We start from the raw sequence: 11,781 nt of genomic DNA on the forward strand, positions 1-11,781 counted from the left end.
GACTACGCGCTGGCGTTTCGGCGCCGCGCGCAATAGGCCACCGTGACGACGGCGAGCAGCGGTCCCCAGAGCAGCATCGGCGCGTAGCAGGCGTTCATGATCCATGCGGCGGTGCCGTGGGGGGCTTCGGATCCGCCGACATCGGCGGGGGTGCCTCCCCAGAACATCTTCAAGGACAGTGCGGTGACCGCGGCTGCCCCGAGTGTTGCTGGGATGACCACTGTCCATGTCGGGATGTGTCTGCCGCTGAGGAGCGGTATCCAGCGTGGGACGGTCTCACCCCAGGGCCTGACGAGGCCGATGGTGAGGAGTGCGAGTCCTTCGGTGATGAGGGTCAGCAGGGTGATGTAGGAGGAGGTTTCGAGGCCGGGTTGCCAGTCTTTGGCCAGTTGGCCGCTGAAGCCGACGGGGATGCCTACGGCCATGGCCATGCGCCATAACCCGGATGGCAGGACGGCGAGCGGTACGGCGTGGGCCGTCCGGTTCGCCCAGCGCGGCACTGTGTTGGAGGCGATGTCGGCGTTGGCGGACGGCGTGTTCCCGGTGACCATGGCGACCTCCCGTTTGGGGTGTGGGTTGCCTCAAGATCCTCCGCCGATCGCCCATGCCGGGCGTCGTGCCTGGGTTGCGTCTTGCTGCGACCCCTGGGTGATCTCGCCCTACCTCTCAAGCATGACGAGGTCAGATGGTGGGTCCCGTACGGCTTGGGGTCAGGTGGGCTTCGGGCGCCCGACCGCCTTGGGTCGCCAGACGTCGAGGTCGAGGGCCACGGTGAGGAACTCGCCCTCCACGTGGACGACGAGGTCGGGGTCCGTGATGCCTGCGGCGAAGTTTTCAGCGTGGACCTCGTCGAGCAGGAAGACGAAGTGTTCGATCACCACGGGCCGGTCCGTGGGGTAGCCGTCCGAATCCATCTCGGTGCTCGCGCGGTCCGCTGCAAGGCAGAGCACCGTCATGAGCACCTTGAGGTGTTCCGCCCCGAGGAGTATGTCGGCCCCGTGGACGATCACGAGGATCCCGACCCCGCCCGTGACGGGCTCGTGGAGGTCGTCGAGGCAGTCGACCAGGGCGTCCCAGTTCCAGCCGAAGCAGCCAGCGGCTCTGTGAATGCGACCGCGTCGCGGGGCCCGAAGATGACCCAGGGTGTTTCGGGCTTGGTCACGTCGAACGGGGTCACGTCTGGCCCTCTCCATGGCTCACTGGCCGTGTTCCGGTGGGGTCGGCCGGTCAGGTCGGCGGTCTCAGCGTGCCAGGCCTCGTAGGACGGTCGTCACGTGGGCTTCTGCGTCCGCCGGGTCGAGGGGTGCGTGGGCGACGAGGAGGCGGTACCAGAAGGGGCCGAAGACCAGGTCGGTGGCGTGGGCGAGGTCGGTGGTGGTGGGGAGTTCTTCGCGGGTGATGGCGCGGGTGAGGAGGGTGGCGACGATCTCGCGGCGGGTGGCCGCCCATGTGCGGAAGGGTTCGGCGAAGGCGGGGTCGAGTTGGGCTTCGGCCATGAGGCCGGTGAGGGCTTTGGTGCGGACGGGGTCGTCGCCGATGCGGTAGAGGTCGGTGACGAAGGCGGTGAGGTCGCCGGCGAGGGTTCCGGTGTCGGGTTCGGGGACGCGGGTGGCGGTTTCGTGGGCGTAGGCGTCCATGACGAGGGCGGGTTTGGACTTCCACCAGCGGTAGACGGTGCTTTTGGCGACGTTGGCGCGTTTGGCGACGCCTTCGATGGTGAGGGCTCCGTAGCCGTTTTCGACGAGGAGTGCGGCGGTGGCTTCGAGGACGGATTGGTGGGCGTCTTCGTTGCGGAGGCGTCCGCCGGTGCGGGGCGGGTTGCCCGAAGGAGTGATTGACACGGCTTCACGATAGCCCTAGCGTTTTATCAAAACGCGGCGTAGCGTTTTGATTGAAGGTCGGACGGGCCGGCTGAGGAGCAGGGGGCGGAGCCATGGGCAAGATCGTGATCGCGCACGGGTACGGGATGAATGGCGGCGAGCACTGGTACGCGGCGACGGGTGAGGAGTTCGCCGCGGAGGGGCATGAGGTGCGGATTCCGAACTTCCCCGAGCCCTTCGCGCCGGAGGCCGATGTGTGGCTGAAGGAGCTGGAGGCGGAGACGGCGGGGTCGCCTGCGGGTGAGACCGTGCTGGTGGGTCACAGTCTGGGCGGGGCGAATGTGCTGCGGCTGCTTCAGCGGCATGACACGGAGGCCGAGGGGGCGTTCGCGGGGGTGGTGTTCGTGGCGTCGATGTCGGCCGACGTGGGGTACGAGGCGTTGGCGCCGTTCTTCACGCCGGAGTTCGACTGGCAGCGGATCCGCAAGGCGGCGCGGGAGTTCCGGGTGCTGCACGCGGCGGATGATCCGGTGACGGGTGAGAAGACCGGTGAGCATGTGTTGCGGTTCGTGCGGGAGTTGGGTGCGCAGGCGCGGGTGACCGCGTCGGGCGGGCACTTCCCGAGTACGGGTGAGAGCGCTTTGGTGTTGCCCGACGCGGTGCGTCTTATACGTGAGGTGCTGTAGGCGGTGCCGTGGCCGGGGCCGCGGGGTGCCGGCTTCAGCGGACGGCGTCGCCGATGTGGTGGACGCGGACCAGGTTGGTGGATCCGGTGACTCCGGGGGGTGAGCCTGCGGTGATGACGACGACGTCGCCGGGTACGCAGCGGCCGATGCGCAGGAGTTCTTCTTCGACCTGGGCGACCATCGCGTCGGTGGAGTCGACGTGGGGGCCGAGGAAGGTTTCGACGCCCCAGGTGAGGTTGAGCTGGGAGCGGGTGGCGGGGTCGGGGGTGAAGGCGAGGAGGGGGATGGGTGAGCGGTAGCGGGAGAGTCGGCGGACGGTGTCGCCGCTCTGGGTGAAGGCGACGAGGAATTTGGCTCCGAGGAAGTCGCCCATTTCGGCGGCGGCGCGGGCGACTGCTCCGCCTTGGGTGCGGGGCTTGTTGCGGTCGGTGAGTGGGGGGAGGCCCTTGGCGAGGATGTCTTCTTCGGCGGCTTCGATGATGCGGGCCATGGTGCGGACGGTTTCGATGGGGTATTTGCCGACGCTGGTTTCGCCGGAGAGCATGACGGCGTCGGTGCCGTCGATGACGGCGTTGGCGACGTCGGAGGCTTCGGCGCGGGTGGGCCGGGAGTTGTCGATCATCGAGTCGAGCATTTGGGTGGCGACGATGACGGGCTTGGCGTTGCGCTTGGCGAGCTTGACGGCTCGCTTCTGGACGATCGGGACTTGTTCCAGGGGCATTTCGACGCCGAGGTCGCCGCGGGCGACCATGATGCCGTCGAAGGCGGCGACGATGTCGTCGATGTTTTCGACTGCCTGGGGCTTTTCGACCTTGGCGATGACGGGGAGGCGTCGGCCTTCTTCGTCCATGACGCGGTGGACGTCTTGGATGTCGTTGCCGCTGCGGACGAAGGAGAGGGCGATGACGTCGGCGCCGATGCGCAGGGCCCAGCGGAGGTCGTCGATGTCTTTTTCGGAGAGGGCGGGTACGGAGACTGCGACGCCGGGGAGGTTGAGTCCCTTGTGGTCGGAGACCATGCCGCCTTCGATGACGAGGGTGCGGACGCGGGGGCCGTCGACTGCGGTGACTTCGAGGGTGACGCGGCCGTCGTCTACGAGGATGCGTTCGCCGGTGGTGACGTCGGCGGCGAGGCCTTTGTAGGTGGTGCCGCAGGTGTGGCGGTCGCCTTCGTGGTCTTCGACGGTGATGGTGAATTCGTCGCCGCGTTCAAGGAGTACGGGTCCTTCGCGGAAGCGGCCCAGGCGGATCTTCGGGCCTTGAAGGTCTGCGAGGACGCCGACGCTGCGGCCGGTTTCGTCGGCGGCCTTGCGGACGCGTCGGTATCGCTCCTCGTGTTCGGCGTAGGTGCCGTGGCTGAGGTTGAAGCGGGCGATGTCCATTCCGGCTTCGACCAGGGCTTTGATCTGGTCGTATGAGTCGGTGGCGGGGCCCAGGGTACATACGATTTTCGCTCGGCGCATGGGGCGAGGGTATGCCCCTACCAGGCAGTAGGAAATTGGTTCCGGGTGTCCACTCAACAACCTTTAGGCAAAAGCTTGTTGACAATTGTTGAATGTGCATGGGGGTGCTCTGATGAGCACCCCCGAGGCACCGGTCGTGCGTCCCGGGAGGGGGTTTCAGAGCTGGGGAGGGGTCATGGTGAAGCGGGCGTTCACCTGCGCGTAGACGGTCTGGCGCTGGGGTTCCAGGTCGAGTGCGGGGGCGGTTTCTTCGGCGGCGCTGAAGGCCATGGTGCGCATGCCGGCTCCGGGGGCGCTCGCCCGGAAGGGGGTGGGGGCGTTCTCGGCTCCGAGGTCGGCGAGTTCGACGAGGGCGGCGAGGTTCGCTCCGAGGGCGGCGGCGTATTCGCGGGCGCGCTGGACGGCTTCGAGTACGGCCTGGCGGCGGGCTTCGCCGTGGGCGGGCGAGGTGGGGCGCAGGGCCCACCAGGGGCCGTCGACTTGGGTGAGTTCGAGGTCGGCGAGGCGGGTGGTGAGTTCGCCGAGGGTGGTGAAGTCGTTGAGTTCGGCGGTGAGGTGGACGCGTCCGTGGTAGGCGCGGATGCGTTCGCCGCGGCCGTGTCGGGTGAGTTCGGGGGTGATGGAGAAGGCGCCGGTTTCGAGTTTTTCGACGGGGTCGCCGTAGCTTTTGACGAGGTCGAGGACGGCGTTGTTGCGGCGGGTGAGGTCTTCGAGGGCGGTGCGCCGGTCGGTGCCGCGGGCGCTGACGGTGATGCCGATGCGGGCGATCTCGGGGTCGACTTCGAGGGTGGCTTCGCCGCGGACGGCGACGCGGGGGACTTCGGGGGTTCCGTAGGGCTGGTGCGATGCGTCCTGGGTCATGGATTCACTCTCGCACTGCCGCTCGTTCGGGTGTGGTCATCGGATCGAAACCTGTGGGGGGTGTTGCGGCTTGTTACTGCTGCGTCAGAATCTACGCGCGTTGCCTACATGTACTCACGTACCTCAAAAGGGGAGATGGCATGGCGTTCGACCGTAGGACATTTCTGGGCACTTCGGCTGCGACGGGTGCGGCTGTGGCGTTGGCGGGGGCCACGAGCACCCCGGCCGCCGCGGCTGACGGGGCTGTCGGTGCGGCCTCGGCCGCGGGGTCGAAGACGTACGCGTTCACGGTGATGGGGACGACGGACCTGCACGGGAACGTCTTCAACTGGGACTACTTCACGGACAAGGAGTTCGACGACAAGGCGCACAACGATGTCGGTCTGGCGAAGATCTCCACGTTGGTGAATCAGGTGCGGGCGGAGAAGGGGCGGCGCAATACGCTGCTGATCGATGCCGGTGACACCATTCAGGGCACGCAGTTGTCGTACTACTACGCGAAGGTGGATCCGATCACCGCGCGGCGCGGTCCGGTGCATCCGATGGCGCAGGCGATGAATGCGATCGGGTACGACGCGGCGGCGCTGGGGAACCACGAGTTCAACTACGGCATTCCGGTGCTGCGCAAGTTCGAGGAGCAGTGTGATTTCCCGCTGCTGGGGGCGAATGCGCTGGATGCCAAGACGTTGCGGCCGGCGTTCCCTCCGTACAGCATGCACCGGCTGCGCACTCCGCACGGGCGGGATGTGAAGGTGGCGGTGCTGGGTCTGACGAATCCGGGGATCGCGATCTGGGACAAGGCGAACGTGCAGGGGAAGATGACGTTCCCGGGCCTCGAGGAGCAGGCGGCGAAGTACGTGCCGCGGCTGCGGTCGCTGGGTGCCGATGTGGTGATCGTGTCGGCGCATTCGGGTTCGAGCGGTACGTCTTCGTACGGTGACCAGTTGCCGTACATCGAGAACGCGGCGGGTCTGGTGGCGGAGCAGGTGCCGGGGATCGACGCGATCCTCGTGGGCCACGCGCACACGGAGATCCCGGAGTACCGGGTGAAGAACAAGGCGACCGGCAAGGACGTGGTGTTGTCGGAGCCGCTGAAGTGGGGGCAGCGGCTGACGCTGTTCGACTTCGAGCTGACCTGGGCGAAGGGCTGCTGGTCGGTGGCGAAGGTGTCGGCGCGGGTGCTGAATTCGAATACGGCGGTGGAGGACCCGGAGATAGTCCGGCTGCTGTCGGACGAGCACCGCAAGGTGGTGGGTTACGTCAATCAGGTGATCGGTACGTCCACGCAGGCGATGTCCTCGGCGGATGGTCCGGTCAAGGACGTGGCGATCATCGACCTGATCAGCCATGTGCAGGCCGAGACGGTGAAGGCGGCGCTGGCGGGTACGGAGTGGGCGGCGCTGCCGGTGCTGTCGCAGGCTTCGTGTTTCTCCCGGACGGCGTCGATCCCGGCCGGTCAGGTGACCATCAAGGATGCGGCGGGTCTGTATCCGTTCGAGAACACGCTGGAGGCGCGGCTGATGACGGGCGCGCAGATGAAGGCGTATCTGGAGTACTCGGCGAAGTACTACGTGCGGACGGCGCCGGGCGAGGTGGTGGATCCGGCGAAGCTGACGAATTCCGAGAGCACGCCGGACTACAACTACGACGCCGTGTACGGGTTGGCGTACGACATCGACGTGTCGGCGCCGGTGGGTTCGCGGATCGTGGGGCTGTCCTTCCAGGGCAAGCCGGTGGATCCGGCGGCGCAGTTCGTGCTGGCCGTGAACAACTACCGGGCCTCTGGTGGCGGGAACTTCCCGCACGTGCCGCAGGCCAGGCAGTTGTGGGCCAATTCGGAGGAGATCCGTAACACGATCATCCAGTGGGTGAAGGCGAAGGGGACGGTGGACCCGGCGCAGTTCGCGTCCGTGGACTGGCGTCTGACCCGGGCCGGCGCACCGGTCTTCTAAGCGTCGGCCTTCCAGGCGATGGTCTTCTAAACGTTTCTTCTCATGGGTGCTCGACCAGTGGGAGCAGTTCCCCCGCGTGCCGCGGGCGGGAGTGTTCCCGCTGTTCGAGGCCGAAGGTGGTGAAGGCGGTGCGGGTGGGCTGCGGGTAGGGCTCCTTGCCCGTCAGGGTGTTCAGGATGGCGGCGCTGCGCCAGGCGGCGAGGCCGAGGTCGGGGGCTCCGACGCCGTGGGTGTGGCGTTCGCCGTTCTGGACGAAGACGCTGCCGGTGACGGTGGGGTCGAGGATCATCCGGTAGCGGTCGTCGATGCGGGGGCGGCCGGAGGAGTCCTTGCGCAGGTAGGGGTCGAGTCCTGCGAGGAGGCTGGTGAGGGGCCGTTCGCGGTAGCCGGTGGCGAGGACGACGGCGTCGGTGGTGAGGCGGGAGCGGGTGCCCTGGTCCACGTGTTCGAGGTGGAGTTCGACCTTGGTGGTGGCGACGCGGCCTGCGGTGCGGACGCTGACTCCGGGGGTGAGGACGGCGTCGGGCCAGCCTCCGTCGAGGGTGCGGCGGTAGAGCTCCTCGTGGATGGCGGCGATGGTGTCGGCATCGATGCCCTTGTGGAGTTGCCACTGGGAGGGGACGAGTCGGTCCCGGACCGGTTCGGGCAGGGCGTGGAAGTAGCGGGTGTAGTCGGGGGTGAAGTGTTCCAGGCCGAGCTTGGAGTACTCCATGGGGGCGAAGGAGGGGGTGCGGGCGAGCCAGGTGAGGCGTTCGCGGCCGGCGGGGCGGGAGCGCAGGAGGTCGAGGAAGACCTCGGCTCCGGACTGGCCCGATCCGATCACGGTGACGTGGTCCGCGCCGAGGATGCGCTGGCGGTTGTCGAGGTACTCGGAGGAGTGGATCACCGGGACGGTAGGGGCTTCGGCGAGGGGGCGCAGCGGTTCGGGGACGTAGGGGGCGGTGCCGATGCCGAGGGCGAGGTTGCGGGTGTAGGTGCGGCCGAGGGCTTCGGCTTCTCCGTCGGCGTCGAGCTGGGTGAAGTCGACTTCGAAGAGGTCGCGTTCGGGGTTCCAGCGGACGGCGTCGACCTGGTGGCCGAAGTGGAGTCCGGGGAGGCGGCCTGCGACCCAGCGGCAGTAGGCGTCGTATTCGGCGCGCTGGATGTGGAAGCGCTCGGCGAAGTAGAAGGGGAAGAGTCGTTCCTTGTGCTTGAGGTAGCTGAGGAAGGACCAGGGGCTGGCCGGGTCGGCGAGGGTGACGAGGTCGGCGAGGAAGGGGACTTGGAGGGTGGCTCCGTCGATGAGGAGTCCGGGGTGCCAGCGGAAGTCGCGGCGCTGGTCGTAGAAGGCGGTGGCGAGTTCGCCGGCGCCTTGGTGGGGCAGGCCGTGGGCGAGGGCGGCGAGGGAGAGGTTGAAGGGGCCGATGCCGATTCCGACGAGGTCGTGGGGTGCATCGAGCTGGGCGGTCATCGGTGGGTGCTGCCTTCCAGGAGGTTCACGAGGGTGTCCAGGTCCCCTGCGGTGGTGTGGGGGTTGAGCAGGGTGGCTTTGAGCCACAGGCGGCCGTCCGCGGTGGCCCGTCCCAGGACGGCGGTGCCGTCGAGGAGGAGGGTGCGGCGCAGGGTGGCGAGCCGGGTGTCGTCGGCGTGGGTGGGCCGGAACAGGACGGTGCTGATGGTGGGCGCCGCGTGGAGTTCGAAGGCGGGGTGTGCTTCGAGGAGCCGGGCGAGGTGTTCGGCGAGTGCGCAGGTGTGGTCGATGAGGTGGGTGAGGCCGTCGCGGCCGAGCGAGCGCAGGGTGGCGGCGATTTTGAAGGCGTCTGCGCGGCGGGTGGTGCGCAGGGAGCGGCCGAGGAGGTCGGGCAGGCCGGCTTCGGTGTCGTCTTCGGCGTTGAGGTAGTCGGCCTGGTGGGCGAGGGGGGCGAGGAGGGCGCTGTCGGGGACGGTGAGGAGTCCGGCGGCGACGGGTTGCCAGCCCAGTTTGTGGAGGTCGAGGGTGATCGACCGGGCTCGGTCGAGGCCTGCGAGTTTGGGGCGGTGGCGGGGGCTGAGGGCGAGGAGGCCGCCGTATGCGGCGTCGATGTGGAGGTCGGCGCGGTGCTGGTCGCAGAGGTCGGCGAGGGGGTCGAGGGGGTCGATGAGGCCGGCGTCGGTGGTGCCCGCGGTGGCGGTGACGAGGACGGGGCCGGTGGTGGTGGCGAGGGCCTCGGCGAGGGTGGCGGGGTCGAGGGTCCCGTTGGGGGTGGGGAGGGCGCGGGCGGGGGGCAGGCCCAGGAGCCAGGCGGCGCGCGGGACGGAGTGGTGGGCGTTGGCGCCGTGCAGGACGGTGAGGCCGGGTCCGTGGCGTTCGCGGGCGAGGAGGACGGCCAGTTGGTTGGCTTCGGTGCCGCCGGTGGTGAGGACCGCGTCGGGGTTGGGGGTGTCGTAGAACTCGGCGGCGAGGGTCCGGGTGAGGAGCGCTTCGATGGCGGAGGCGGCGGGGGCCTGGTCCCAGGAGTCGAGGGAAGGGTTCAGTGCGCTGGCGGCGAGGTCGGCGGCGGCCGCGACGGCGAGGGGCGGGCAGTGCAGGTGGGCGGCGCACAGGGGGTCGGCGGGGTCGGCGGCGCCGGCGGCGAGGGTGTGCACGAGGGTGCGCAGGGCTTCGTGGTCGCCGTGTCCGTGGTCGGGGAACACTTCGCCCAGTGCGGCTCGGACCCGGGCACTCACCGCGTCGGGCCCGCCCGCGGGGAGCGGTCCGCCGCGGGCGCGGGCTCCGGTGCGCAGGGCGTCGAGGACGGTGTCGAGGAGGGGTCGCAGGGCGTCGGCGCCGTGGGCTCCGCCGGCGAGCGGGGCGGTGCCTCTGCCTGTGCCGGGGGGCGCTGTCATGCGGTTGTGTCCTCACGGGAAAGGATCGTCGGCGGGCGTTGCCCCGCCGAGGGGGCCGGGCACCCGGGCGGTACAACGATCAGACCCGAATGGGGTAACCGCCGGGGGTGCGGCAGGGGCGGTTTTCGGCTGTCCGGCCGGTACGGCCGTTCGGGGCGGGGCCGGCCGGCGGCGGGGTGGGGGTGGCCGGATCGGGATGGGGAAATCTTGGGGTTCCGGGCTCTGGGACACGGGTCGCGGTGGCATTACATTGCCCTCGGCACGGGGCGCGCGTGCTCTGCGGGAGGGGACCCGATGGCTGGATCCGGAGTGTTGGCGAAGGTGGCCGGCGCAGTCGGCGGGAAGACGGCGGCGATGGTCGCCGCGGGGGCCGTGGTGGTCGCGGGTGCGGCCGGTGCGGGTGTGTGGTGGACGTCGCAGGGGCCCGATCCGGTGGTGGTGGTCCAGCGCAGTACGTCGGTGTCGGTGCCGGCGGGCGGGGAGCAGCTGACGGTCGCGGGGTGTCTGGCGCACGAGACGGCGCTGGGCGGCGGGTATGCGATCGCCGGGTCGGGTTTCGCGACGAACAGCCATTTCATCGGGGGTGCGTGGCTGGCTTCGGCGTTCAACCCGGGTGATGCCCCCTCGACGTTGACCTCGTACGCGCTGTGTGTGAACGCGAAGCCGGAGATGCAGGGCGACCTCGATTTCCAGTGGCCCGCGTACGCGTTCCTGGACAAGTCGAACAAGCTCGCCGGGCCGGGGGGCATTCACGACGTGACGACCGAGGGCCCGTTCGCGGGGGCGCCGACCACGACGCAGGCCGCACCGCATTGCGCGGACGGATTCACGATGGTGGGCGCCGAGTTCAAGGCCGACCGGGTCCGGCCGGCGCGGCCGGTGGCGCCTGTTCCGCTGGACCGGCTGACACCACAGGCGGCGATACCCGGCCCGGCCGGCGCCACTGCCGGTGCCGCTGCGGGTGCGAGTGATTTCGTGGCGAGGCTGAATCCGGGTACGGAGTTGAGCTCCCGTCCCTTCCCGCTGAAGGATTCCACGGACGTGCTGCGCATGACGCTGCTCCTGGCTCCTCAGCCGCCGCAGGCGAACTTCGCGGTGGGGGTGCGGCCGGTCTGCGTGAAGCTGAAGAGCGTCTCGGTGGTGACGTCCCAGGTGGCGGTCGCGGCGGGCGGCAGCGCGCAGGCGACGGTCGGCTGCCCCAAGAACCGGCTGCTGCTGGGGGGTGGTTTCAACTTCCTCGCGGCCAACGAGGTCGGGGCGCTGGAGGCCCCGCAGCGGTATTTCGGGGACGGCTGGCTGTTCGCGGGGACGGACGGGCCCGCGGTGGCGGGTACGCCGTCGGGGAGCCGGGTGAAGGAGTGGCACGTCACGGGGGTGAACCAGCAGAAGGGTGGCGGGCTGTACCACGATTCGGCGTGGGTCGAGCACAGTGACGCCGAGACCTCGACGGGCAACGTCTACCTCGACGCGCAGGCGCACGGCGGGGACGACCAGCAGCTGCGTCCGTCCCCGATACCGGACGCGCAGCCGATGATCGCCAGCGCGGTGTGCGCGACGGTCGACGCGAAGGCCACCTCGCCCTCGAAGGGGCCCTCGCCGACGTCGGTGGGGCGGCCCTCGCTGCCTTCGGTGCCGGGGGCGGTGGATCCTTCCCTTCCGGCGTCGGGGTCGCCGTCGGAGTCCCCGTCCGCATCGCCGTCGGTGTCCCCGTCGGCGTCGCCGTCGCAGTCCCCCGGGCACAGTGCCCGGCCCTCGTCCGGCACGCCGAACTCTCCCGGGGCCTCCCCCGGCCGGCCCACCAACAGCGGGAACCCGCAGCCCTCGACAAGCGCCCCGCAGCAGCCGCAGAAACCGGCGGTGGCCATCTCGCAGCCGGGCGACGGCGGGAAGCTGCGGCGCGGCTGCGAGGAGCACTTCGCCGGTTCGGCGCGGACCCGGCCGGGTGACCGGGCCATCACCGATCCCCAGTACACGGCCTGGCAGCTGAAGGGGCCGAACGGGCCGGTGGCGTTGGGGGCGGGCCCGTCGGGCAGCTTCCTGGTTCCGCTGCTGCCCGACGGAACGTATCCGCTGGTGTTCACCGCGACCGACCCGGGCAGCGGCCTGACGGCCAGTGCCCAGGTGTCGGTGCAGATCGTCGGCTGTATCCGTTAGAC

10 protein-coding genes are annotated in these 11,781 nt (G+C 69.5%); 3 read left to right on the forward strand and 7 right to left on the reverse strand.

Translation table 11 applies throughout. From position 1 onward, the window contains the following. Window positions 1-2 precede the first annotated feature (2 nt). The 3 genes from OHU74_RS08760 to OHU74_RS08770 form a co-directional block, all read right to left on the reverse strand. Complete coding sequence (locus tag OHU74_RS08760) at window positions 3-551, reverse strand: hypothetical protein (protein ID WP_371615356.1); 549 nt, start codon at window positions 549-551, stop codon at window positions 3-5. A gap of 159 nt (window positions 552-710) precedes the next feature. After that, entirely contained in the window at window positions 711-1,193 is a 483-nt protein-coding gene (locus OHU74_RS08765) for a barstar family protein (RefSeq protein WP_371615357.1), read from the reverse strand. A 48-nt stretch (window positions 1,194-1,241) separates the two neighbouring features. Continuing rightward, window positions 1,242-1,841, reverse strand: a complete 600-nt coding sequence (locus OHU74_RS08770) for a TetR/AcrR family transcriptional regulator (protein WP_371615358.1) — start codon at window positions 1,839-1,841, stop codon at window positions 1,242-1,244. Between the two features lie 92 nt (window positions 1,842-1,933). Here OHU74_RS08770 and OHU74_RS08775 point away from each other — a divergent pair, with 92 nt between their 5' ends. Continuing rightward, window positions 1,934-2,506, forward strand: a complete 573-nt coding sequence (locus OHU74_RS08775) for an RBBP9/YdeN family alpha/beta hydrolase (RefSeq protein ID WP_371615359.1) — start codon at window positions 1,934-1,936, stop codon at window positions 2,504-2,506. A gap of 34 nt (window positions 2,507-2,540) precedes the next feature. Here OHU74_RS08775 and pyk read toward each other — a convergent pair whose 3' ends face one another. Together pyk and OHU74_RS08785 are read right to left on the reverse strand one after the other, a co-directional pair. Then, window positions 2,541-3,968: a pyruvate kinase gene (pyk, locus tag OHU74_RS08780; RefSeq protein ID WP_371615360.1), complete on the reverse strand. Its 1,428-nt coding sequence runs from the start codon at window positions 3,966-3,968 to the stop codon at window positions 2,541-2,543. 156 nt (window positions 3,969-4,124) lie between these two features. After that, a complete protein-coding gene (locus OHU74_RS08785) occupies window positions 4,125-4,829 on the reverse strand; it encodes an SIMPL domain-containing protein (protein WP_371615361.1) in 705 nt (234 codons plus the stop codon). 140 nt (window positions 4,830-4,969) lie between these two features. Here OHU74_RS08785 and OHU74_RS08790 point away from each other — a divergent pair, with 140 nt between their 5' ends. Then, on the forward strand, window positions 4,970-6,781 hold the full coding sequence (locus OHU74_RS08790; RefSeq protein ID WP_371615362.1) for a bifunctional UDP-sugar hydrolase/5'-nucleotidase: 1,812 nt from the start codon (window positions 4,970-4,972) through the stop codon (window positions 6,779-6,781). Window positions 6,782-6,821: 40 nt separating this feature from the next. On the opposite strand, the gene OHU74_RS08795 is transcribed toward OHU74_RS08790, so the two are convergent. Next, window positions 6,822-8,231, reverse strand: coding sequence for a lysine N(6)-hydroxylase/L-ornithine N(5)-oxygenase family protein (locus OHU74_RS08795; RefSeq protein WP_371615363.1), 1,410 nt, complete (start codon window positions 8,229-8,231; stop codon window positions 6,822-6,824). Beyond that, complete coding sequence (locus tag OHU74_RS08800; protein WP_371615364.1) at window positions 8,228-9,625, reverse strand: aspartate aminotransferase family protein; 1,398 nt, start codon at window positions 9,623-9,625, stop codon at window positions 8,228-8,230. Before OHU74_RS08800 ends, OHU74_RS08795 begins: the two co-directional genes overlap by 4 nt. A gap of 294 nt (window positions 9,626-9,919) precedes the next feature. Between OHU74_RS08800 and OHU74_RS08805 the strand changes: the two genes are divergently transcribed. Then, window positions 9,920-11,779 (forward strand): hypothetical protein, encoded by a 1,860-nt coding sequence (locus OHU74_RS08805; RefSeq protein WP_371615365.1) that lies wholly within the window; start codon window positions 9,920-9,922, stop codon window positions 11,777-11,779. The last annotated feature ends 2 nt before the right edge of the window (window positions 11,780-11,781 follow it).

The sequence above is a fragment of the Streptomyces sp. NBC_00454 genome, from assembly GCF_041434015.1.
In the GTDB taxonomy this organism is placed as follows: domain Bacteria; phylum Actinomycetota; class Actinomycetes; order Streptomycetales; family Streptomycetaceae; genus Streptomyces.

Coding starts and splice junctions, on each gene's coding strand:
- pyk (WP_371615360.1), bottom strand. CDS start 3,968: ATGCGCCGAGCGAAAATCGTATGTACCCTGGGCCCCGCCACCGACTCA.
- OHU74_RS08800 (WP_371615364.1), bottom strand. CDS start 9,625: ATGACAGCGCCCCCCGGCACAGGCAGAGGCACCGCCCCGCTCGCCGGC.
- OHU74_RS08805 (WP_371615365.1), top strand. CDS start 9,920: ATGGCTGGATCCGGAGTGTTGGCGAAGGTGGCCGGCGCAGTCGGCGGG.
- OHU74_RS08760 (WP_371615356.1), bottom strand. CDS start 551: ATGGTCACCGGGAACACGCCGTCCGCCAACGCCGACATCGCCTCCAAC.
- OHU74_RS08790 (WP_371615362.1), top strand. CDS start 4,970: ATGGCGTTCGACCGTAGGACATTTCTGGGCACTTCGGCTGCGACGGGT.
- OHU74_RS08765 (WP_371615357.1), bottom strand. CDS start 1,193: ATGGAGAGGGCCAGACGTGACCCCGTTCGACGTGACCAAGCCCGAAAC.
- OHU74_RS08775 (WP_371615359.1), top strand. CDS start 1,934: ATGGGCAAGATCGTGATCGCGCACGGGTACGGGATGAATGGCGGCGAG.
- OHU74_RS08785 (WP_371615361.1), bottom strand. CDS start 4,829: ATGACCCAGGACGCATCGCACCAGCCCTACGGAACCCCCGAAGTCCCC.
- OHU74_RS08795 (WP_371615363.1), bottom strand. CDS start 8,231: ATGACCGCCCAGCTCGATGCACCCCACGACCTCGTCGGAATCGGCATC.